Raw genomic sequence first — 22629 nt, forward strand, 5'->3', positions numbered from 1 at the left:
GCCTGGGTAACGAAGGCTACACCTTCGCCAACGTCAACGGCGTGCCGCAGCCGAACGATGAAGACCACACCGTCGACATCATGTTCGTGGTCGACCCGGACAAGCGTGCCTACGTCAACCGCATCAACTACCGCGGCAACACAAAGACCGAAGACGAAGTGCTGCGTCGCGAAATGCGCCAGATGGAAGGCGGCTGGGCCTCGACCTACCTGATCGACCAGTCCAAGACCCGCCTGGAACGCCTGGGCTTCTTCAAGGAAGTGAACGTCGAGACCCCGCCGGTGCCGGGCACCGACGACCAGGTCGACGTCAACTACAGCGTCGAAGAACAGGCCTCCGGCTCGATCACCGCCAGCGTCGGTTTCGCCCAGAGCGCCGGCCTGATCCTCGGTGGTTCGATCAGCCAGAGCAACTTCCTCGGTACCGGTAACAAGGTGTCCATCGGCCTGACCCGCAGCGAGTACCAGACCAAGTACAACTTCGGCTTCACCGACCCCTACTTCACCACCGATGGCGTCAGCCTGGGCTACAACCTGTTCTACAACAGCACCGACTACAGCGATTACTACGACGACGGCGTTTCCTATTACGCGATCGACAGCTACGGTGCCGGGGTCAGCTTTGGCTACCCGATCAACGAAACCTCGCGCCTGACCTATGGCCTGACCCTGCAGCACGACAATATCTCGCCCGGTACCTACAGCGCCGACGAGATCTACGACTTCATCGCCCGCGAAGGCAAGAGTTTCAACAACCTCAAGGCCTCGATCGGCTGGTCGGAATCGACCTTGAACAAAGGCGTGCTGGCTACCCGCGGCCACTCGCAGAGCCTGACGCTGATGGCCACCACCCCTGGCAGCGACCTGTCGTTCTACAAGCTGGACTACAGCGGCCAGACCTACCTGCCGCTAACCAGCAACACCTCGCTGCGCCTGCATACCAGCCTGGGCTACGGCAACGGCTACGGTTCCACCGACGGGCTGCCGTTCTATGAAAGCTACACCGCAGGTGGGCTGGGTTCGGTGCGCGGGTTCAAGGACGGCAGCCTCGGCCCGCGCAATACCCCGGCCACCGGCACCTACGCCAGCGCCGGGCAGGCCTATTACTCCGACCGTGACACCGACGTGCTGGGCGGCAACATCCTGATTGCCGGCGGCGCCGAATACATCTTCCCGTTGCCGTTCGTGAAGAACCAGAGCCAGCTGCGCAGCTCGGTGTTCGTCGATGCCGGCAACGTGTACGCCGACACCTGCTACCTGTCGACCACCCAGGGCTGCGGCAGCGTGGACCTGGCACAGATGGCCATGTCGCTGGGGGTTGGCGTGACCTGGTACAGCCCGATGGGGCCGTTGAGTTTCAGCCTGGCGGCACCGCTGAAGAAGCCGGATGGGGCAGAAACCCAGATCTTCCAGTTCTCGCTGGGCCAGACCTTCTGATGCCTGATGCCGTAACGGCCTGGCGTTGAGCATTACCCGCTTTTACCCCTGCTTAACCCAAGTTGACAGTGACCTTGCTTAAGCTGGCCAGGACTCGTACCCCGCCCAGCAGGACATGCCCATGCCACCCTTCACACCATGCTTCCCCACTTCACTGCGCCCCGACGAAGTCCCGGTCGCGCTACTCGACCTGGTCCAGCAGCGCCTGGCCGGGCTGCTCGGCCCGCGCTTCACCGTGGTGCTGGGCGGCAGTGGCAACGGTGCCGGGGTCAGCCACTACCACCTGGCAATCCAGCACAACCAGAGCGGTGTTTCCCTGGAGGACACCGGCGCCGTCGGCACCGGCTTCATCGAGCGCCTGCTGCGCATGGCCACCCAACTCAAGGCCATGCTCGACTCGGCCACGTTCAGCAGCATGGGCAGCGACGACCCGCGCCGCCCACTGGTGTGGATCAGCGAGCTGGCCTGCCCCAAGGAAATGATTACAATGCATGCCCCAATCTGAAATATGTTTTCCCCATGAAATCACTGCTTTACGCCGTATCCTTACTGTTTTCCTTTACCCTGCCCGCCCTTGCCAGCCCACCGGCGACCTTCACCGAAGCCAAGGTGGTGGCCAAGCAGAAGGTGTACATGGACCAGGCCAGCAGTGCCATGGGCGACCTGTACTGCGGTTGCAAATGGGCCTGGGTGGGCAAGTCTGGCGGGCGTATCGATGCCGCCTCTTGCGGCTACCAGACCCGCAAGCAGCAGAACCGCGCCGAACGCACCGAATGGGAGCACATCGTGCCGGCCTACACCTTCGGCAACCAGCGCCAGTGCTGGAAGAACGGTGGCCGCGAGCATTGCGTGGATGACGACCCGGTGTTCCGCGCCATGGAGGCCGACCTGTTCAACCTGTACCCGGCAGTAGGCGAGGTCAACGGCGACCGCAGCAATTTCAACTACGGCATGGTTGCTGGCAATGCAGGGCAATACGGGCAGTGCACCACCAAGGTGGACTTCGTGCAGCGTGCTGCCGAACCGCGTGACGAAGTGAAAGGCCTGGTCGCCCGCACCACCTTCTACATGTACGACCGTTACAAGCTGAGCATGTCGCGCCAACAGCAACAGTTGCTGATGGCCTGGGACAAACAGCACCCGGTGTCGGCCTGGGAGAAAGAGCGTGACCGGCGCATTGCCGCGATCATGGGCCATGCCAACCCCTTCGTGAGCGGGGAACGCAAATGGACCGCCAACTACGAGCCGGTCGGCAGTGGCGTGGTGCAAGCGGTGCCGGCGAAGGCTGCCAAGCCAGAGGCCAAGCCGAGCCTGGCCAATGCCGGGTCGGTGGGGGCGGTGCTTGGCAACCGCAACAGCCACGTCTATCACCTTTCCGTCGGCTGCCCGGGCTATACCCAGGTCACCGCGAAGAACCAGGTCACCTTCGCCACAGAGGGTGAGGCGCAGGCAGCGGGTTATCGCAAGGCGGGCAACTGCCGCTGATCACCTTCCTCGGGGCCTGCGCGGCCCCCTTGCAATCGAGCGGGCTGCACGGCAGCCCGCAACAATGACCATCCGTCGCCCAGACGGCACCCCACTCCCCACCCCCAGCCCAACGAATGACAGATCATCCGCAAAGGAGACGTTCCATGATCCGCATTCGCCCACTCTCACTGTGCCTTGCCCTTACCCTGGCCAGCGTCACTGGCACCAGCTTCGCCGCCACCGACACAGACACCGACAGCCGCCCGCAAACCGACCAGCACGGTGGCAAGACCGCCGGTGAAGACAGCAGCGTAAACAGCCCAGGCAGCAGCAAAACCAATGACAGCAGCGACACCGGCAGCAACAGCGATGCCGCCGACGGCGCCGCTGGCGGCTCGAACAGCACCGGCGAAGCAACCGGCTCCGGCGCCGGGCGCACCGGTGGCACCGCCGAGGATCAGGACAGCCATTGAGGCCGGCCTGGGCTACACTGCGCCGGAACGCCCTGCCAAGGATTCACCATGAACCTCAAACCCTGGCTGCTCGCCGCCCTGCTGCCGTGCAGCGCCCTGGCCGTCGCTGGTGGCCAGGGCGCGCTGTCGATCAGTTCATCGTCGTTCACCGATGGCGGCGTGATCGCCTTGCAACAGGTTGGCCCGGACCCGGCCTGCGGTGCCGGCGAAGAGCGCACCCCGCAACTGAGCTGGGACAACCTACCCGCAGGCACCCAGTCGCTGGCCCTGATCATGTTCGACCCGGACGGCGGCAAGGGCATTGGCGTGGTCCACTGGATCGCCTACAACATCGACCCGGCCCAGGATGGGCTGAAGGAAGGCGTCGCCGGGCTGACCGGGCAAGGCGTGACCGTGGGGCGCAACTCGCGGGGCACGCTCAGCTACCGCGGCCCCTGCCCACCCGCCGGCGACAACCCGCACCACTACGCACTGACGCTGATCGCCACCGACCTGCCATTGGGCACCCTGCCCGAAGGCCTGGACCGCAGCGGCCTGCTGCAACTGCTGCAAGGTCACGCGCTAGGGGCGCAGAGCCTGGTCGGGCGCTATGGCCATTGAACCGTGCGGTACAAAAACAATTGATCACCCCCATAACATTTATCCATTGAATGGCCCGGCCGAACTGAAGTAAGCTCGGGCTCATTCACTGGAGAGCAACATGCCGAAACACACCCGCAACCACGCCAACCACACCGGTCGCAGCCTGCGCCCTGTGCTGGCCGTTGCCGGCTGCGTGGCACCTGCCAGCTATTACTTTGGGTATTGGTTTAGCCACTAGGCGCCGATACCCACACGGCGCCCACCTTCGAGGGGCCGCCGAACATGAGAATACTCAAACCCCCGGTCGGCTCCCCGACCGGGGGTTTTGCTTTTCAGGCCTTTGAACAACACCGATTCACATTGAGGACAGATTCATGAACTACGCCACTTATTACTACGCAAACACTTACGCCTGGCGATTTAGCCAATCCCGTTCGGGCCAGCCTGCCGCCTCCGTTCGGTCTTCCACAGGTGGCAATGCAGCAGCCAATACGAATTCAACGATCTGTCGAACACCTCGATAGGGCCGACCATGCGGGCCAGAGCCCGCCGTCCGCCCAGGGAAAAAACGCCATGCAAGCTTCCAGCCTCGCCTTGACCCAGCCGCAAGCCGCCAACACCACCGTCAGCCAGCGCCTGCCCAGCCCGCACCTGCTCAAACAGCAAATGCCGCTGTCCAGCGAACTTACCCAGCAAGTCCATGCCCACCGCCAGGCCATCCGCGACATCCTCGAAGGCCGCGACCAGCGCCTGCTGGTGATCGTTGGCCCGTGCTCGATCCACGACCCGCGCTCGGCCCTGGAATACGCCGACCGCCTGGCCGCCCTCAGCCGCGAAGTCGACGACAAGCTGCTGCTGGTGATGCGCGCCTACGTCGAAAAACCCCGCACCACGGTCGGCTGGAAAGGCCTTGCCTACGACCCGCACCTCGATGGCAGCGACGACATGCACGCCGGCATCGCCCTGTCCCGCGGGCTGATGCTGAACATGATCGAACGCGGCCTGCCGGTTGCCACCGAACTGCTGCAGCCAATGGCCGCCGGCTACTTCGATGACCTTCTGGCCTGGGCCGCGATTGGCGCGCGCACCACCGAGTCGCAGATCCACCGCGAAATGGTCAGTGGCCTGGAACTGCCGGTAGGTTTCAAGAACGGCACCGACGGCGGCATCGCCATCGCCAGCGACGCCATGCGCAGCGCCGCCCACCCGCACCGCCACTTCGGCATGGATGCGCAGGGCTACCCGGCCATCATCGAGACCTTGGGCAACCCGGACACCCACCTGGTGCTGCGCGGCGGCCACAAGGGCCCGAACTTTGACGCCAACAGCATCGCCATGGCCCGCCAGGCGCTGGCCAAGGCCGGGCTGCAGGCGCGGATCATGGTCGATTGCAGCCATGCCAACAGCGGCAAGGACCCGGCGCGCCAGCCGGCGGTTTTCAACGATGTGCTGGAGCAGCGCCTGGCCGGCGACCGTTCGATCGTCGGCGTGATGATCGAAGGGCACCTGTTCGACGGCTGCCAGGCGCTGGGCAAGGGCGCGCTGAAATACGGCGTGTCGATCACCGACGGTTGCCTGGGCTGGGCTTCGACCGAAACCCTGTTGCGCGAGGCGGCACAAAAACTCTAGGTAGCGGGATGCAAGCCTGGCGAGACATACCCCGGACAAGTGCGCTAGGCTTGCCTTTTTTACCCCAAGGAGCAGTACCCATGGCCCGTGCAACCGCCCGCCACATCCTGGTCAGCAGCATCGATAAATGCAACGAACTGAAAGCCCAGATCGAAGCAGGCGCCGACTTCGCTGAAATCGCCAAAGCCAACTCCACCTGCCCGTCCAGCCGCCAGGGCGGTGACCTGGGCTCGTTCGGCCCGGGCCAGATGGTCAAGGAGTTCGACACCGTGGTGTTCAGCGCCCCGGTCAATACCGTGCAAGGCCCGGTGAAGACCCAGTTCGGCTACCACCTGCTGGAAGTGACCAGCCGCCAGGACTAAGTCCTCGCAGCCGATGAAATCCCCTGTGGGAGCGGGCATGCCCGCGAATAGGCCAGACCAGGCAATCTCATTGTCTGATCTGACGCATTCGCGGGCACGCCCGCTCCCACAAGTACTTTGGGGGCTTGTGTTTGCGTGCATGAGCTTGATGGCCCACGCCGCCTCCACCCACGCCCTCACCGTCTACGGCGAAGCCCCCCGCTACAACGCCGGCTTCCAGCATTTCGACTACGTCAACCCCGACGCCCCCAAAGGCGGCATCCTGCGCCGCTCGGCCATCGAGATCGGCCAGTTCGACCATATCCTGCCGTACATCGACAAAGGCATCGGTGTCAGCGAGGTCGATGGCCTGCTGTACGCGCCACTTGCCGTGCGCTCGTTCGATGAACCCTACACCGTCTACGGCCTGATCGCCCGGCGCATGGAGCGCGGCCCGGAGGATGCCTGGCTGCGGTTCGAGATCGACCCGCGCGCCACCTTCGCCGATGGCAAGCCGGTGCGCGCCGAGGACGTACGCTTTACCTTCGAGCTGCTGATGAGCAAGGGCAGCCTCAAGTACCGCACCCAGTTCGCCGATGTTGCCGGCGTCATCGTGGAAAGCCCGCACAGCGTGCGCTTCGACTTCAAGCCCGACCACGGCCGCACCCTGCCGCTGGACCTCGCCAGCCTGCCGGTACTGCCCGAACACGACTGGCAGCAGCGCGATTTTGCCAACGGCGCCGGCTTCGACAAGCCGGTCGGCAGCGGGCCGTACCGTATCGGGCGCATCGACAACGGCCGCAGCATCACCTTCGAGCGCGACGCCAACTGGTGGGCGCGCGATCTGCCGGTCAGCCGTGGCCGCTACAATTTCGACAAGCTGCGCATCGAGTACTTCGGTGATACCGAAGTGGCGCGGCAGGTGCTCAAAGGCGGCGGCTACGACTACAACCGCGAATTCTCCGCCACCGCCTACACGCTGGGCTACAACGGCGCACAACTGGACGACGGCCGCCTGCAGCGCGCCCACCTGGGCCCGGCCAAACCGCAGGTGGCCCAAGGCTTCGTGTTCAACCTCGACCGGCCGCAGTTCAAGGACCGTCGCGTGCGCCAGGCGCTGGGCATGCTGTGGGACTACGAGTGGAGCAACCGGCAGATGATGCGCAACATGTACATCCGCCAGCAGAGTGTTTTTTCCAATACCCCGCTGGCCGCCCGCCAACTGCCGGATGCCGGCGAGTTGAAACTGCTCGAACCGTTGCGCGGCAAGGTGCCGGACGAAGTCTTCAGCACCGTGTTCACCGCCCCGGTCACCGATGGTTCGGGGATCATCCGCAAGCAGCAGCTGCAGGCACTGGCGCTGCTCGAACAAGCCGGCTGGCGCCCCGAAGGCGACCGCCTGGTGAACAGCCAGGGCACGCCGCTGGCGTTCACCTTCCTCAACGGCCAGGCGGGCATGGAGCGCCTGCTGCTGCCGTGGAAGCGCAACCTGGCCCAGATTGGCGTGACCCTGGACATCCGCAACGTCGATTCGGCCCAGTACGTCAACCGCCTGATGGCGCGTGACTACGACATGATCGTCACCGGCTACCCGGTCACCCTGTCGCCCGGCGCCGAGCTGTACAACTATTTTGGCTCGGCAGCGGCCCACGACCCTGGGTCGAACAACCTGATGGTGCTGCAGGACCCTGCCGTGGACCGCCTGATCGACGGACTGGTGCGCGCCGACACCCAGGCCGACATGCTGCACCACGCCCATGCCCTGGACCGGGTGCTGCAATGGAACTACTACTGGATCCCCAACTACTACCCACCGGGCAGCTCCACTGCCTGGTGGAACCGCTTCGGCCTGCCCAAGGTCCAGGCTGCCTATGACGAAGGCCTGGACACCTGGTGGGAAGTCAGCCCCACCGCGCTGACCAACGCGCAAATGGCCGAGCGCCGGAAATCCTCGCCATGACCACCTACATCCTGCGCCGCCTGTTGCTGATCATCCCGACCCTGCTGGCGATCCTGCTGGTCAACTTTGCCATTGTCCAGGCCGCGCCGGGTGGCCCGGTGGAGCAGGCGGTGGCACGCCTGCAGGGCATCGGCGGCGGCGCCCCAGGTGCCCGGGCCGAGGTGGTGCACGGCGAGTCACGAGCCACCCGTGGCCTGGACCCGAAACTGATCGAGGAGATCAAGCGCCAGTACGGCTTCGACAAATCCGCCCCCGAGCGCCTGTGGTTGATGCTGGGCCAGTACGCCCGGCTGGACTTCGGCAACAGCTTCTTCCGCGGCGCCAAGGTCACCGACCTGATCCTCGACAAGTTGCCGGTCACCCTGTCGCTGGGCTTCTGGGCCACGCTGATCACCTACCTGGTGTCGATCCCGCTGGGCATCCGCAAGGCAGTGCGCCACGGCAGCCGCTTCGATGCCTGGAGCAGTGCACTGATCGTGGTCGGCTATGCCCTGCCCTCGTTCCTGTTCGCCCTGTTGCTGATCGTGCTGTTCGCCGGCGGCACCTCGCTCAGCTGGTTCCCGGTGCGCGGCCTGGTCTCGGACAACTTCGACGAGCTCAGCCTGCTGGGCAAGGTCGCCGACTACTTCTGGCACCTGGTGCTGCCGGTCGGTGCCCTGGTGATCGGCGGCTTCGCCACCCTGACGCTGCTGACCAAAAACGCCTTCCTCGACGAGATTTCCCGGCAATACGTGGTTACCGCCCGCGCCAAGGGCCTGAGCCAACGCCGGGTGCTGTATGGCCATGTGCTGCGCAATGCCATGCTGCTGGTGGTGGCCGGGTTGCCGCAGGCGTTGATCACGGTGTTCTTCGCCGGCTCGTTGCTGATCGAGGTGATCTTCTCGCTCGATGGCCTGGGCCGCATGAGTTACGAGGCGGCGGTGGCGCGGGATTACCCGGTGGTGTTCGGCACGCTGTTCATCTTCACCCTGGCGGGCCTGCTGATCCGCCTGATCGGTGACCTGTCGTACACCCTGCTCGACCCGCGTATCGACTTCGACACGAGGGCGCGCTGATGCTTTCACCGATCTCGCGTCGTCGCCTGCAACGCTTTCGCCGCAACCGCCTCGGCTGGGTTTCGCTGTGGCTGTTCGCCGCCCTTCTGCTGCTGAGCCTGTGTGCCGAGCTGGTGGCCAACGACAAACCGCTGCTGCTGGGCTACAAGGGCGACCTGTACGTGCCGGCGCTCAAGCGCTACACCGAGCAGCAGTTCGGCGGCCAGCTGCCGTTCCAGCCAGACTACCGCAGCGCCTATGTACGCCAGCTGATCGAGCAGCAAGGTGGCTGGATGCTGTTCGCCCCCATCCCGTTCAGCGCCGATACCCCCAACTACGACCTGCAAGTGCCCACCCCCAGCCCGCCGAGCGCGAGCAACTGGCTGGGTACCGACGACCAGGGCCGCGACGTGCTGGCCCGGGTGCTGTATGGCACCCGGGTATCCTTGCTGTTCGCCTTCGCCCTGACCGTGGTCAGCGTGCTGATCGGGGTGGCGGCCGGTGCCCTGCAGGGCTACCACGGCGGCTGGGTCGACCTGGTCGGCCAGCGCCTGCTGGAGGTGTGGTCGGGGTTGCCGGTGCTGTACCTGCTGATCATCCTCAGCGGGTTCGTCGAGCCGGACTTCTGGTGGCTGCTGGGGATCATGGCGCTGTTCTCCTGGCTGACTCTGGTCGATGTGGTGCGCGCCGAGTTCCTGCGCGGTCGCAACCTGGAGTACGTGAAGGCCGCAAGGGCGCTGGGGTTGCCAGACAGCCAGGTGATGCTGCGGCACATCCTGCCCAATGCCATGAATGCAACGCTGACCTATGTGCCGTTCATGCTGACCGGGGCGATCACCACCCTGACTGCGCTGGATTTTCTCGGTTTCGGCATGCCGGCCGGGAGTGCCTCGCTGGGAGAGCTGGTGACCCAGGGCAAACAGCACCTGGAGGCGCCGTGGCTGGGCTTTACCGCGTTCTTTGCGCTGGCGGTGATCCTGTCGCTGCTGGTGTTTATCGGGGATGCCTTGCGCGAGGCGTTCGACCCCAGGGGATAGGTTTTCAGGTCTGGCCTCTTCGCGGGCTTGCCCGCTCCCACAGGTACCCCGCAGTCCTCAGGATTTGTGGTGACCCTGTGGGAGCGGGCAAGCCCGCGAAGAGGCCGGCCCTGCTTACACAGATTTCAGGATTTCTACCCATGCACGACAGCGACAGCCTCAAGGACTACCCCCAGGTACGGCAACTGGCGATCCGCTCGTTGTTCGAGATCATCGAGCAGTCCAGCGAGGGCACGGTAATCGTCGACCGCCAGGCGCGCATCGTCTGGATGAACGAGCGCTACGCCCGGCGCTTTGGCCTGGCCGACGCCGCCAGTGCCATCGGCCAGCCATGCGAGGCGGTGATCCCGGGCAGCCTGATGCGCGAGGTAGTGAGCAATGGCCGGCCAATCCTGCTGGACATGCTCGACACCCCGAACGAGCCGCTGGTGGTAATGCGCCTGCCCATCCACGACGACCAGGGCGCGCTGATCGGCGCCATCGGCTTTGCCCTGTTCGATGAGTTGCGCAGCCTGTCGCCACTGCTCAAACGCTACTCCAGCATGCAGCAGGAGCTGGCCTCGACCCGCTCGCAATTGCGCGCCCGCCAGGCCAAGTACAGCTTCGCCCAGTTCGTCGGCAGCAGCGCCGCCAGCCTAGATGCCAAGCGCCGCGCCCGGCGTGGCGCAAGCAGTGATTCGCCGGTGCTGCTGCTGGGCGAAACCGGCACCGGCAAGGAACTGCTGGCCCATGCCATCCATGCGGCGTCGGCGCGGGCGCACAAGGCGTTTGTCAGCATCAACAGTGCGGCCATCCCCGAGACGCTGCTGGAAGCCGAATTCTTCGGCACCGCCCCCGGCGCCTTTACCGGCGCCGATCGCAAGGGCCGCAGCGGCAAGCTGCAACTGGCCGAAGGCGGCACGCTGTTCCTCGACGAGATCGGCGACATGCCGCTGGCCCTGCAGAGCAAGCTGCTGCGGGTGTTGCAGGAGAAGGAGTACGAGCCGGTAGGCTCGAACCAGATGCTGCGCAGTGATGTGCGCATCATTGCCGCCACCTCCATCGACCTGCAGGCTGCCATCGCCCGCGGGGCATTCCGCGCCGACCTGTATTACCGGCTGAATGTGCTGCCGATCGAGGTGCCGCCACTGCGGCAACGGCTGGAGGACCTGCCGGCGCTGTGCGAGGCCATCCTGGGGGAACTGGGCAGCCAGTATGAGCTCGAGGCCGAAGCGCAGCAGCTATTGGCGCGGCATGCATGGCCGGGGAACATTCGCGAGCTGCGCAATGTGCTGGAGCGGGCCACGCTGCTGGCGGATCAGCCGCGGCTGGGGGTGGCGGATCTACGGGCGGCATTGGGGCCGTTGAGCCCGGTGGCGGGTGAACCTATGCGGCAGACTTACCGTGAGGCGTGTGAAGAGTTTGAGCGTAAGCTGATTGTTGGGGCATTGGCCGAGCATGCGGGAAATGTGCCGCAGGCCGCGCAAGCATTGGGGTTGGGGCGGTCGACCTTGTACAAGAAGATGGTAGCGCTGGGGATTTCGTCTCCAATTTGAGACTTGTGTTTCTGATTTGAGATCGCTGCGAGGGCTTCGCCCTCGATCGCCGGCAAGCCAGCTCCCACAAGGTATTGCACCGCTTTCAGAGCTTTTGGATAACCCTGTGGGAGCTGGCTTGCCGGCGATGGGCTGCAACGCAGCCCCTACAGTCTCAAAATGTAGACAAGATTTTTAGAAAAACAAAATTAATCATTTAAAATCATCAACTTACCGATCTGGCACGATTCCCGCTATCTCCTGTTCACCGATAAAAACAAGACTCACCCAGGAGACCCACCCCGATGACCGTGCTCATCGCCCTCGCCGCTCTGGCCCTGCTGATGCTGGCTGCCTACCGCGGCTACAGCGTAATCCTCTTCGCCCCCATCGCCGCCCTCGGTGCGGTACTGCTCACCGACCCGTCTGCCGTGGCCCCCGCATTCACCGGGGTGTTCATGGAGAAAATGGTCGGCTTCATCAAGCTCTACTTCCCGGTGTTCCTGCTGGGGGCCGTGTTCGGCAAGCTGATCGAGCTGTCCGGCTTCTCGCGCTCGATCGTCGCCGCCGCCATCCGCGTGCTCGGCACCCGCCAGGCGATGCTGGTGATCGTGCTGGTCTGCGCCCTGCTCACCTACGGCGGCGTGTCGCTGTTCGTGGTGGTGTTCGCGGTTTACCCGTTCGCCGCCGAGATGTTCCGCCAGAGCAATATCCCCAAGCGCCTGATCCCGGCAACCATCGCCCTGGGCGCGTTCTCGTTCACCATGGATGCCCTGCCCGGCACCCCGCAGATCCAGAACATCATCCCCAGCACCTTCTTCAACACCACCGCCTGGGCCGCACCCTGGCTGGGCCTGATCGGCACACTGTTCGTGTTCTGCACCGGTATGGCCTACCTGCAGCGCCAGCGCAACAAGGCCCAGCGCGCCGGAGAAGGCTATGGCAGCGACTTGCGCAACGAACCGGAAACCGCTGCCGACCTGGCGCTGCCCAACCCCTGGCTGGCCCTGTCGCCACTGCTGCTGGTGGGGGTGATGAACCTGCTGTTCACCCACTGGATCCCGCAGTGGTACGGCCCCAGCCACAGCCTGCAACTGCCCGGCATGAGCGCGCCGGTGCAAAGCGATGTGGCCAAGCTCACGGCCATCTGGGCAGTGCAGGCGGCGTTGCTGGTGGGCATCCTGATGGTGCTTGTGTGTGCCTTCGGCGCCATCCGCACCCGCCTGGCCGAAGGCACCAAAAGCGCCGTGGGCGGCGCCTTGCTGGCGGCCATGAACACCGCCTCGGAATACGGCTTTGGCGCGGTGATCGCCTCGCTGCCGGGCTTCCTGGTATTGGCGGACGCCCTGCGCGGCATTCCCAACCCACTGGTCAACGAAGCCATCACCGTGACCTTGCTGGCCGGCATCACCGGCTCTGCCTCGGGCGGCATGAGCATCGCCCTGGCGGCCATGGGCGACAGCTTCATCGCCGCCGCCAATGCCGCCAACATCCCGCTCGAAGTGCTGCACCGGGTGGCCGCCATGGCCAGCGGGGGCATGGACACCCTGCCGCACAACGGTGCGGTCATCACCCTGCTGGCCGTGACCGGGCTGACCCACCGCGAGGCCTACAAGGACATCTTCGGTATTACCCTGATCAAGACCCTGGCGGTGTTCGTGGTCATCGCCACGTTCTACGCCACCGGCATCGTCTAAGGAGTTTTGCATGACCCTCAAAGGCAAGACCGCACTCGTCACCGGTTCCACCAGCGGCATCGGCCTGGGCATTGCCCAGGTGCTGGCCCGCGCAGGCGCCAACATCGTGCTCAACGGCTTCGGCGACCCTGCCCCGGCACTGGCCGAGATCGCCCGGCACGGGGTGAAGGCAGTCCATCACCCGGCCGACCTGTCGGACGTGGCCCAGATCGAAGCGCTGTTCGCCCTGGCCGAGCGCGAGTTCGGCGGCGTCGACATCCTGGTCAACAACGCCGGTATCCAGCACGTGGCGCCGGTGGAGCAGTTCCCGCTGGAAAGCTGGGACAAGATCATCGCCCTCAACCTGTCGGCCGTGTTCCATGGTACGCGCCTGGCCCTGCCCGGCATGCGAGCGCGCAAATGGGGGCGCATCATCAACATCGCCTCGGTGCACGGCCTGGTCGGCTCCACCGGCAAGGCAGCCTATGTGGCGGCCAAGCACGGCGTGGTCGGCCTGACCAAGGTGGTGGGCCTGGAAACCGCCACCAGCAACGTCACCTGTAATGCCATCTGCCCTGGCTGGGTGTTGACCCCGCTGGTGCAGAAGCAGATCGACGATCGTGCTGCCAACGGTGGCGATCCGCTGCAAGCGCAGCACGATCTGCTGGCGGAAAAACAGCCATCGTTGGCCTTCGTCACCCCCGAACACCTGGGTGAGCTGGTACTATTCCTGTGCAGCGAGGCCGGTAGCCAGGTTCGCGGTGCCGCCTGGAATGTCGATGGTGGCTGGTTGGCCCAGTGACGGGCGGCCTGGGCCTGGCGACGGTCTTGCATTCGTTTATCTGCAAGGAGGCCCTATGCGCCCAACCCCGATGACCGCGATCCTGGCCCTGACCCTGGCTGCCGCCGCACCTGCGATGGCAGCCAGCCTGAAGGACGTCGCGCCCTACCCCGAGGCGGAAAAAGGCTTCACCCGGCAGGTCATCCACCTGCCGGCCCAGGCTGATGAGTCGGCCTATCAACTGGAAATCCTCGCCGGCAAGACCCTGAAGGTGGACTGCAATCGCCAGCGCCTGGGCGGTAGCCTGGAGGAACGTACCCTGGAAGGCTGGGGCTACAGCTACTACCGCCTGGACAAGGTCAGCGGCCCGGTCAGCACGCTGATGGCCTGCCCCGATGGCAAGAAGACCGAGGCCTTCGTGCCAGTGGTCGGTGAAGGCTTCATGCTGCGCTACAACAGCAAGCTGCCGGTGGTGGTGTATGTGCCCAAGGACGTCGAAGTGCGCTACCGCGTCTGGACCGCGTCGCAGGACGTGCAAAAGGCTAAAGTAGAGTAAAACGCAAGCCTTTGGCCTTGATGATGCCTTCATCGCCGGCAAGCCGGCTCCCACAGGTTGGTCACCGCACTCAAGACCTGTGAGGTTCCTGTGGGAGCTGGCTTGCCGGCGATGGGGCCCTTGCAGGCAACAGGAGGTTCGGCATGAACGATGTGCTCTGGCGCCCCTCCACGGCGCAGATCGAGGCCAGCCGGATGGATGCCTTCCGCCGCCGGGTCAACCTGCGCTACAACCTGCAACTCGACGACTACCAGGCGCTGCACCGCTGGAGCATCGAGCAGCGCCCTGCCTTCTGGCAAACCCTTGCCGACTATTTCCACGTTCACTGGCATACCCCGCCGAGCCAGGTGCTCAGCGAAGGGCCGCAGATGCCCGATGCCCAGTGGTTCAGCAACGCCACCCTCAACTTCGCCGAACACCTGCTGCGCCGCCGCGACGACCGCCCGGCCCTGGTCGCCGTGCGCGAAGATGGCCAACGCCAGCTGTTCACCTATACCCAGCTGGCGGCCCAGGTGGCCGGCCTGCAAACAGCCTTCAAGGCCGCCGGCATCGTCCCCGGCGACCGGGTAGCCGCGGTCATGCCCAATACCTGGCAGACACTGGTCGCCATGCTTGCCTGCACCAGCCTCGGTGCGGTGTGGTCCAGCTCCTCGCCCGAGTTTGGCGTACACGGCATCATCGACCGCTTCGGCCAGATCGAGCCCAAGCTGCTGATCGCCTGTGCCGGGTACCAGTACGCCGGCAAGGCCATCGACCAGGTGGACAAGGTCAACCAGGTGTGCGCGCAACTGCCCGGTCTGCAGCGGCTGATCGTGGTGCCCCATACCCGCAGCGGGACGCGCGCCGACGAATTCCAGGCCGCCAATGTCAGCCTGTGGGACGAGTTCTTTCAGCCCGGCGGCGAGCCCCGCTTCACCCCGCTGCCCTTCGACCACCCGCTGTACATCCTGTATTCCAGCGGCACCACCGGTGTGCCCAAGTGCATCGTCCACCGCGCCGGCGGCGTGTTGTTGCAGCACCTGAAGGAACATGGCCTGCACAACGATCTGAAGGCCGATGACGTACTGTTCTACTACACCACTTGCGGCTGGATGATGTGGAACTGGCTGGCCAGCGGCCTGGCGGTGGGCGCCACGCTGGTGCTGTACGACGGCTCGCCGTTCCATCCCGGCCCCGAACGGCTGCTGGACCTGATCGACGCCGAGGGCATCCAGGCCTTCGGTACCAGCGCCAAGTACCTGGCGGCACTGGAGCAGGCGGGCCTCGAACCTGCGGCAAGCCACCGCCTGGAACGCTTGCGCCTGCTGCTGTCCACCGGCTCGCCGCTGTCGCCACACAGCTACGACTACGTGTACCGCAAGATCAAGGCCGACCTGTGCCTGGCGTCGATGTCCGGCGGCACCGATATCGTCTCCTGCTTCGTGCTGGGCAACCCGACCCTGCCAGTGCGCCGTGGCGAGATCCAGTGCAAGGGCCTGGGCATGGCGGTGGAAGTGTGGAACGAGCATGGCCAGCCGCTGCAGGGCGAAAAAGGCGAGCTGGTGTGCACGCGCAACTTCCCGTCCATGCCGCTGGGGTTCTGGAAAGATACGGACGGCAGCCGCTATCACGACGCCTACTTCAGCCAGTTCCCGGGGGTGTGGGCCCAGGGCGACTATGCCGAACAGCGTGCCGACGGCGGGCTGGTGATTCATGGCCGCTCCGATGCCGTGCTCAACCCCGGCGGGGTGCGCATTGGCACGGCGGAGATCTACCGCCAGGTGGAAAAGGTCGAGCAGGTGCTGGAAAGCGTGGCCATCGGCCAGGACTGGCAAGGCGACGTGCGGGTGGTGCTGTTCGTTCGCCTGCGTGACGGCCTGCAGCTGGATGAGACCCTGCGCCAGCACATCCGCCAGGTGATCCGCCAGTACACCACCCCCCGCCATGTACCGGCGGTGATCGCCCAGGTCGATGACATACCGCGTACCATCAGCGGCAAGCTGGTGGAGTTGGCGATTCGCAATGTGGTGCATGGCTTGCCGGTGAAGAACACCGACGCCCTGGCCAACCCCGAGGCGCTGGAGCAGTTCCGGGATCGCGAGGAGTTGCGCACTCCGTAATGAAGGTATTCACCGTTATTGTGGGAGCGGCCTTGCGTCGCGAAAGGGCCGCAAAGCGGCCCCAGAAATCTATGCTTCGCTGCTGAAATCCCGGGGCTGCTTTGCAGCCCTTTCGCGACGCAAGGCCGCTCCCACAATGGCCTCAACCCGACCCGTTAAGGCATAATGCCCACCTTTTTCGCCCCCGAAGCACAGGTACCCCATGAAAGCCCAAGCCCGCCACATCCTGGTCAAGACCGCTGACGAAGCCGAAAAGCTCAAGCAGCGCATCGCCAATGGCGAGGCTTTCGACGTGCTCGCAAAAAAGTTCTCCACCTGCCCTTCGGGCAAGCGTGGCGGCGACCTGGGTGAAATCCGCCCCGGGCAGATGGTCGGCGCCATCGACCAGGTGATCTTCAAGAAGCCCCTGCGCGTGGTGCACGGGCCGATCAAGAGCAAGTTCGGCTATCACCTGGTGCAGACGTTCTACCGCGACTAAGTGCCGAGTACGCAGTTCTAGCGCCGCGCAGCCAGCAGCCCGAGGCCGGCGCAGCCCAGCAATGAGGCGCTGACCCGGTTGAACAGCCGACGTGGGCCAGGCTGGCTGAACCAGCGCTGCAGGTACGCCCCCAGGCCGGCGTAGATGGCGATGGCGGCCCATTCCAGCAACAGGAACAACACTCCCAGCCAGAGGAACTGCTCGCTCACCGGAGTGGCGCTGCCGACCGAGACGAACTGCGGCAGGAAGGCGGTGAAGATCAGGATTGCCTTCGGGTTACCAGCGGCCACCCAGAACTCCTGACGTGCCAGGCGCCAGGTGCCGCGTGGGTGATCGCTTGCCACCACCGCCTCGCCCACCGGTGCCCGCCACAGTTGCCAGGCGATATAGAACAGGTACGCCGCCCCCACCACCTTGATGGCCAGGAACAGGTACTCGCTGGTGTGCAGCACCACTGCCAGGCCCATGGCCGCCAGGGCAATCATGCCGCTGAAGGCGACGATGCGCCCGCCGCCGGCCACGCAGGCCGTGCGCAGGCCGTAACGGCTGGCATTGTGCAGCGACAGCAGGTTGTTCGGCCCCGGCGCCATGTTCAGGGCGAAGCAGGCGGGGATGAAAAGCAGCAGGCTTGAGAGGTCCATTATTGTTTTCCTTTGGCAACAGGCGTCTATTTCGGCGGGTAGCGGGCCTTGCGGTCAAGTTACAGCCAGCGGAAAAAACTGTATGGGTGCGCGGCGCCTGATAAGCTGCCGCGCATACCGAGGACCCTGTGATGCACCGTTCCCATGCCGCCCTGTGGCGCGACCCGGCCCTGCCGCATGTCGAAAGCCGCCGCGCCTGCCATAGCCGCGCCTGCTACAAGCCCCACAGCCACCCGACGTTTTCCATCGGTGTGGTGGACGCCGGCCACAGTCATTTCACCGGTGCCGGCGACGGCCAGCAACGCCTGACACCCGGCACGCTGGTGCTGGTCCCGGCCCGCCGGGTACATGCCTGCAACCCCGAGCCCGGGCAGGCGTGGAGCTACCAGATGCTGCACGTGGATGCCGACTGGCTGGCACAGCTGCACCTGGAGTCAGGGCTGGAGGGTGCCGGGCCCGGCGAGCCGGCACGTATCTGCCAGGTGCCGGAGGTGTATCGGCAGTTCTGCGAACTGAACAGTCTGCTGTTCTCCAACGCCAGCAGTGGTGAGAAGGATGCGGCGCTGATTGCCTTTCTGGGTGACCTGGACTTTGCCAGGCACGCGCCGCTGGCACCGGCACCGGCCCTGGGGGCGACCGCGTTGAGTGGGCTGATCGCCCACATCGAAGGCCAGGACCCGGCGCAGTTGAGCCTGGCGGTACTGGCCCGGCAGGCCGGGCTTGGACGCTACCAGTTGATTCGCGCATTTCGCGCGGCCACCGGGTTTACACCGCATGCCTACCTGCTCAATGCCCGGGTCAACCGTGGGCGGCAATTGTTGGGTGAAGGGCAGGCCTTGGCGGAGGTGGCCTATCGGCTCGGGTTTGCCGACCAAAGCCATTTCCAGCGGGTGTTCAAGGCTCATGTGGGGGTGACACCGGGGCAGTATCGGGATTTGCACAGCCTCTGAGACCATGGGGGCGCTGTGCGCCCCTTTCGCGACACAAGGCCGCTCCCACAAGGTGCTGCGTACGCCGTTCAATGTGGGAGCGGCCTTGTGTCGCGAAAGGGCTGCGCAGCAGCCCCGGCAATGGGCCTGCAATATTGTTCAATACGGCATGAGCGCCGAGGGGCAGAGTCAGGCTTTACGCCAGAGCAACCTCACCCAATGCAACAGTTCCTGATCATCGCCCTCGCCCACTTCCTCGCCCTGCTCTCTCCCGGCCCGGACTTCTTCCTGGTCGCACGCACCTCGGTCAGCGCCGGCTGGCGCGTCGCGAGCGGCGCCTGCCTGGGTATCGCCCTGGCCAATGGCGTGTTCATCGCCATGGCTTTCACCGGCCTGTCGGTACTGCAGGAAGGCAGCCTGCTGTTCACCGCCCTGCAACTGGCCGGCGCCGGCTACCTGCTGTACATCGGCACCTTGTTCCTGCGCCATGCCGGGCAAACCAGCCTGGGCGCAGTCGCTGGCAAGCAGACCGCCCAAGGGTGGTGGCGGGGATTGGGCATGGGGTTCCTGTCCGGCATCCTCAACCCCAAGAATGCGCTGTTCTATGCCAGCCTGGTCAGCATGGTCGCCAGCGCCAGCATTGCCTGGAAAGCAACCTGTGCCCTGTGGATGTTCAGCATCGTGCTGCTGTGGGACCTGCTGGTTGCCGTGGCCATCGGCAACCCGCTGGTGCTGCGGCGCTTCGCCCGCTGCCTGCCGTGGCTGGAGCGGGCCTCCGGGGTCATGCTGGTGCTATTGGCTGCGGCACTGTTGTTTCACCTGGCCTGGGGCTGACCAGTTGCAGGGTCCGCATGTCCATCAAGGTGAAATGGCCACTGGCCCAACCCCCGGTATCCAGGTGCCAGACGTTGCCCAGCAGCTTGGCCTCCAGTACCGGCGTGTGGCCCACCAACAAGGCACGCAGGCCCTGCACGGGCTCGGTATCACCTACCTTCAACCGCCGCCGCGACCATTGGCACACTTCCCGTACTTGCGGGTCGTCCTCCAGTTCCAGCCAGGTCCTCAACACTGTCCAGTCGGCATATGGGCTGTCGGCATGCAGCAGCCCTACCAGGCCCGCTGCACTTTCAACCTCTATCGCAATCGGCAGCTGCTCGAAGCGCTCCACGAAACGCAACTGCCGAGCCCTCGGCAGGTCCAGAAACCAGCCACCCCCGGCGGCGCGGTACATGTCCAGATCGAGCCGCCCGCCGCGCACGCGGGTGATTGCCAGGGCTTCGTGATTACCCTGCACGGCATGGAACCAGGGCTGCGCCAGCCATTCCAGCGCCGCCTCGCTGTCCGGGCCACGGTCGACCAGGTCCCCCACGCTGAACAGGCGGTCCACGGCCGGATCGAAACCCACCCCATCCAGGCATTGCTGCAGGCGCTGGAAGTGACCATGGATATCGCCCACCGCCAGGTCACGCCCCCGCAGGTTGGCAATCAGACGCCGAAACCGTGCCATTACAATCTTCCTCTGCTGGTAGCGCCATGCCAGGGGTAAAATGGAGGCACACGCAATCTGCCCCGGAGGTGCATCATGCGTACCGCCCTCGTGTGTGCCGTGCTCATGGCGCTGTCATTGGACAGCATGGCACAAGGTGCCCCGGCCGCGCAGGTCGAGGTACGCTTCGAGCATCCGGAAAAATTCCGCGATGCCAGCCTCGACAGCCACGGGTACGAGCGTGGCGCCGACACCTATGTGATGAAAACCCTGACCCAGTACCTGCAGAAGCTTGGCCAACGCTACCTGCAACCTGGCCAGCAACTGGTCATCGACATTCGCGACATCGACCTGGCCGGGCGTTTCGAGCCCTGGCACAGCCAGGCCTACGATGTACGTTACATGCGCGAAATCACCTGGCCGACCATCGACCTCAGCTACACCCTCAGCCAACCGGGCAAACCCGACCAGCAGGCGCAGGAACGGGTCAGCGACAAGATGTACCTCAGCCGCCCGGGCCGGGTCACGAGCAGCAGCGACCGCCTGTATGCCGAAAAGGCCATGCTCAACGACTGGTTCCGCCAACGCTTCGCCGTCCACCCGGCATCCTGAAAATCCCTTCACTGGTACAGGCGTTGGTGCCGGTAGTATGCTCGGCCCTTCAACCTGTACCAGGGAAGGGTTTTTCATGAAGTTGTGCGCCGTGCAACTGGCGTCGCTCAAGGGCGATGTGCAAGCCAACCTCGAACGCCACCTGGCCTGCATCGAACAGGCCGCGGCCCTTGGCGCCGAACTGGTGGTATTTCCCGAACTGTCACTGACCGGCTATGAGCCAACCCTCGCGCGCCAGGCCGCCCTGCCCGTCAGTTCGACGCGGCTGGACCCGCTGCAGGCAGCCTGCGACCGGCTTGGTATCACCGTCGCCGCAGGCCTGCCACTGCCGACGCCTGATGGCATTCGTATCGGCATGCCAATCCTCAGCCCCGGTGCACCGCGCCAGGCCTATGCCAAGCGGCGCCTGCATGATGATGAACTGCCCTGGTTCACCCCAGGTGATCAAGCCTTGCTGCTGCAGGTGGGCGCGCACCGGGTAGCGCCTGCGATCTGCTACGAATCGATGTTCATGGCGCATGCGGCAGCCGCACGGGAACACGGTGCCGACCTGTACCTGGTCAGCGTGGCGAAAACCGCCAAGGGCATCCGCGAGGGTTACCAGCACTACCCCGAGGTGGCTCGTGAGCTGGGCATGACGGTGTTGCTAGCCAACTGCGTGGGGCCAGCCGACACCTTCATCGGCGCCGGTGGCTCGGCGGCCTGGGACAGCCAGGGGCGCTTGCTGGCCAGCCTGGACGACCACAGCGAAGGGCTGATCGTGCTGGACACCGCCAACGCCAGTGCCATGGCGGTGCCCCTGGTCCCGCACCCGACATGATCTATCTGTTTCTGGCGTTGCTGAGCTATGCCTGTACCTACTACCTGACGGGGCTGCTCATTCAGGGGCAACTGGCCGATGTGGCCGAGGGTTTGCGCCACCGGCCCGACGCGCCGACACCTGGCGAGTACCTGCGCGCAGTCAAGCCTCATGCGCGCCGGGCTCATCGACAGTACACCCTGATGGCCGGCACGACGTTGGCCGTGCTGGTCTGCCTGGTCGCCAGCTGGTTCTGCTGACGCCTTACAGGTCCAGTGCCAGGCTTTGCCGGCCCTCCAGCGCAAGCAGGTACTGCTTGGCCGCCAGGCCACCGGCAAAGCCGGTGAGGCTGCCCGAAGCACCGATCACCCGATGGCACGGGGCGATGATCGAGATCGGGTTGCGGCCATTGGCGGCGCCTACCGCGCGCACCGCGCTGGGGTTGCCGATCTGCCGGGCGATGTCGCTGTAGCTGCGAGTTTCACCGAACGGTATCGCCAACAGCGCGGCCCATACCTGACGCTGGAATTCGGTACCAGCAAAATCCAGCGCCAGTTCGAAGCGCTGGCGTTTGCCGGCGAAGTACTCGCCGAGCTGGCGGGCGGTTTCCAGCAGTACCGGGCACTGGTCATCACGGTGCAGGGCGCCAAGGCGCACGCGGTTTTCCCGCTCCTCCTCCCAGAGTACGGCAGCCAGGCGCTCGCCACGGGCTACCAGGGTCAAGGTGCCGACGGGCGACTGCATGAAGGTGAATGCGCTGGACATAAGCAGGCTCCTGCCAGGTTGCGATCAACCTACTGTACGCATCCACAGCCCTGCCTGCATCCGCTTTCTTGCTCAGGCAATCATGCAAGCGGAACATCGGCGTCGGCATATTGCCCGGGCCAGAGTGCCATCCACCGCGTCGCCTGCTTCGCGGGTGAACCCGCTCCCACAGGGATCCCATCAGCTGAAGGAATGCGCCATACCTGTGGGAGCGGGCGCGCCCGCGAACACCGGCGCAGCCGGTGCCATCCACCGCATTACCTGCTTCGCGGGTGAACCCGCTCCCACAAGGTGCCCATCAGCTGAAGGAATGTGCCGTACCTGTGGGAGCGGG

Annotated in this window: 24 protein-coding genes; 21 read left to right on the forward strand and 3 right to left on the reverse strand. The window is 65.0% G+C overall.

The window, feature by feature from the left end; translation table 11 throughout:
- The 16 genes from bamA to CAG34_RS15725 all read left to right on the forward strand — a co-directional run.
- The coding region (gene bamA / locus CAG34_RS15650) for an outer membrane protein assembly factor BamA (RefSeq protein ID WP_143516492.1) at positions 1–1436 on the forward strand (1436 nt) is incomplete at its 5' end.
- Between the two features lie 121 nt (positions 1437–1557).
- Complete coding sequence (locus CAG34_RS15655) at positions 1558–1941, forward strand: hypothetical protein (RefSeq protein WP_085591078.1); 384 nt, start codon at positions 1558–1560, stop codon at positions 1939–1941.
- A gap of 14 nt (positions 1942–1955) precedes the next feature.
- Positions 1956–2921 carry an endonuclease gene (locus tag CAG34_RS15660; protein WP_085591080.1) on the forward strand — a complete coding sequence of 322 codons (966 nt, stop codon included), beginning with the start codon at positions 1956–1958 and terminating at the stop codon, positions 2919–2921.
- A 146-nt stretch (positions 2922–3067) separates the two neighbouring features.
- The gene (locus tag CAG34_RS15665) at positions 3068–3376 is read left to right on the forward strand and encodes a hypothetical protein (RefSeq protein ID WP_085591082.1); all 309 of its coding nucleotides are present in this window, start codon (positions 3068–3070) and stop codon (positions 3374–3376) included.
- A 48-nt stretch (positions 3377–3424) separates the two neighbouring features.
- Positions 3425–3976 carry a YbhB/YbcL family Raf kinase inhibitor-like protein gene (locus CAG34_RS15670; RefSeq protein WP_025339230.1) on the forward strand — a complete coding sequence of 184 codons (552 nt, stop codon included), beginning with the start codon at positions 3425–3427 and terminating at the stop codon, positions 3974–3976.
- A gap of 555 nt (positions 3977–4531) precedes the next feature.
- A complete protein-coding gene (locus CAG34_RS15675) occupies positions 4532–5587 on the forward strand; it encodes a 3-deoxy-7-phosphoheptulonate synthase (RefSeq protein ID WP_085591085.1) in 1056 nt (351 codons plus the stop codon).
- An 80-nt stretch (positions 5588–5667) separates the two neighbouring features.
- Positions 5668–5949 carry a peptidylprolyl isomerase gene (locus CAG34_RS15680; RefSeq protein WP_016715592.1) on the forward strand — a complete coding sequence of 94 codons (282 nt, stop codon included), beginning with the start codon at positions 5668–5670 and terminating at the stop codon, positions 5947–5949.
- 13 nt (positions 5950–5962) lie between these two features.
- A complete protein-coding gene (locus CAG34_RS15685) occupies positions 5963–7888 on the forward strand; it encodes an extracellular solute-binding protein (protein ID WP_143516493.1) in 1926 nt (641 codons plus the stop codon).
- Positions 7885–8943, forward strand: coding sequence for a microcin C ABC transporter permease YejB (locus CAG34_RS15690; RefSeq protein WP_085591089.1), 1059 nt, complete (start codon positions 7885–7887; stop codon positions 8941–8943). The genes CAG34_RS15685 and CAG34_RS15690 overlap by 4 nt, the downstream gene beginning before the upstream one ends.
- Entirely contained in the window at positions 8943–9959 is a 1017-nt protein-coding gene (locus tag CAG34_RS15695) for an ABC transporter permease (protein WP_025339234.1), read from the forward strand. Before CAG34_RS15690 ends, CAG34_RS15695 begins: the two co-directional genes overlap by 1 nt.
- 140 nt (positions 9960–10099) lie before the next feature.
- Positions 10100–11494 carry a sigma-54-dependent Fis family transcriptional regulator gene (locus tag CAG34_RS15700; RefSeq protein ID WP_085591091.1) on the forward strand — a complete coding sequence of 465 codons (1395 nt, stop codon included), beginning with the start codon at positions 10100–10102 and terminating at the stop codon, positions 11492–11494.
- Positions 11495–11778: 284 nt separating this feature from the next.
- Entirely contained in the window at positions 11779–13170 is a 1392-nt protein-coding gene (locus CAG34_RS15705; RefSeq protein ID WP_075045288.1) for a GntP family permease, read from the forward strand.
- 10 nt (positions 13171–13180) lie between these two features.
- Complete coding sequence (gene hbdH / locus CAG34_RS15710) at positions 13181–13951, forward strand: 3-hydroxybutyrate dehydrogenase (protein ID WP_085591093.1); 771 nt, start codon at positions 13181–13183, stop codon at positions 13949–13951.
- Positions 13952–14006: 55 nt separating this feature from the next.
- Entirely contained in the window at positions 14007–14486 is a 480-nt protein-coding gene (gene eco / locus CAG34_RS15715; protein WP_063914771.1) for a serine protease inhibitor ecotin, read from the forward strand.
- 143 nt (positions 14487–14629) lie between these two features.
- Positions 14630–16585, forward strand: coding sequence for an acetoacetate--CoA ligase (locus CAG34_RS15720; RefSeq protein WP_085591096.1), 1956 nt, complete (start codon positions 14630–14632; stop codon positions 16583–16585).
- A 202-nt stretch (positions 16586–16787) separates the two neighbouring features.
- Complete coding sequence (locus tag CAG34_RS15725; RefSeq protein ID WP_013972552.1) at positions 16788–17063, forward strand: peptidylprolyl isomerase; 276 nt, start codon at positions 16788–16790, stop codon at positions 17061–17063.
- 17 nt (positions 17064–17080) lie between these two features.
- Here the strand turns inward: CAG34_RS15725 and CAG34_RS15730 are convergent, their stop codons facing one another.
- Positions 17081–17704 carry a LysE family translocator gene (locus CAG34_RS15730; RefSeq protein ID WP_046616681.1) on the reverse strand — a complete coding sequence of 208 codons (624 nt, stop codon included), beginning with the start codon at positions 17702–17704 and terminating at the stop codon, positions 17081–17083.
- 131 nt (positions 17705–17835) lie between these two features.
- Between CAG34_RS15730 and CAG34_RS15735 the strand changes: the two genes are divergently transcribed.
- Together CAG34_RS15735 and CAG34_RS15740 are read left to right on the forward strand one after the other, a co-directional pair.
- Positions 17836–18654 carry an AraC family transcriptional regulator gene (locus CAG34_RS15735; protein ID WP_085591098.1) on the forward strand — a complete coding sequence of 273 codons (819 nt, stop codon included), beginning with the start codon at positions 17836–17838 and terminating at the stop codon, positions 18652–18654.
- A 198-nt stretch (positions 18655–18852) separates the two neighbouring features.
- On the forward strand, positions 18853–19467 hold the full coding sequence (locus tag CAG34_RS15740; protein WP_085591100.1) for a LysE family translocator: 615 nt from the start codon (positions 18853–18855) through the stop codon (positions 19465–19467).
- On the opposite strand, the gene CAG34_RS15745 is transcribed toward CAG34_RS15740, so the two are convergent.
- Positions 19415–20140 (reverse strand): metallophosphoesterase, encoded by a 726-nt coding sequence (locus CAG34_RS15745; protein WP_085591102.1) that lies wholly within the window; start codon positions 20138–20140, stop codon positions 19415–19417. The two genes, CAG34_RS15740 and CAG34_RS15745, sit on opposite strands and share 53 nt — an antisense overlap.
- Before the next feature lie 75 nt (positions 20141–20215).
- Here CAG34_RS15745 and CAG34_RS15750 point away from each other — a divergent pair, with 75 nt between their 5' ends.
- The 3 genes from CAG34_RS15750 to CAG34_RS15760 all read left to right on the forward strand — a co-directional run bounded on the left by CAG34_RS15750 (position 20216) and on the right by CAG34_RS15760 (position 21790).
- Positions 20216–20731, forward strand: coding sequence for a DUF3016 domain-containing protein (locus CAG34_RS15750; RefSeq protein WP_085591104.1), 516 nt, complete (start codon positions 20216–20218; stop codon positions 20729–20731).
- Positions 20732–20807: 76 nt separating this feature from the next.
- Positions 20808–21551, forward strand: a complete 744-nt coding sequence (locus CAG34_RS15755; RefSeq protein ID WP_085591106.1) for a carbon-nitrogen hydrolase family protein — start codon at positions 20808–20810, stop codon at positions 21549–21551.
- Complete coding sequence (locus tag CAG34_RS15760) at positions 21548–21790, forward strand: hypothetical protein (RefSeq protein WP_085591108.1); 243 nt, start codon at positions 21548–21550, stop codon at positions 21788–21790. The genes CAG34_RS15755 and CAG34_RS15760 overlap by 4 nt, the downstream gene beginning before the upstream one ends.
- A 4-nt stretch (positions 21791–21794) precedes the next feature.
- On the opposite strand, the gene CAG34_RS15765 is transcribed toward CAG34_RS15760, so the two are convergent.
- The gene (locus CAG34_RS15765; protein ID WP_085591111.1) at positions 21795–22295 is read right to left on the reverse strand and encodes a methylated-DNA--[protein]-cysteine S-methyltransferase; all 501 of its coding nucleotides are present in this window, start codon (positions 22293–22295) and stop codon (positions 21795–21797) included.
- Between the last annotated feature and the right edge of the window lie 334 nt (positions 22296–22629).

Source organism: Pseudomonas sp. B14(2017), from assembly GCF_002113255.1.
In the GTDB taxonomy this organism is placed as follows: domain Bacteria; phylum Pseudomonadota; class Gammaproteobacteria; order Pseudomonadales; family Pseudomonadaceae; genus Aquipseudomonas; species Aquipseudomonas putida_Z.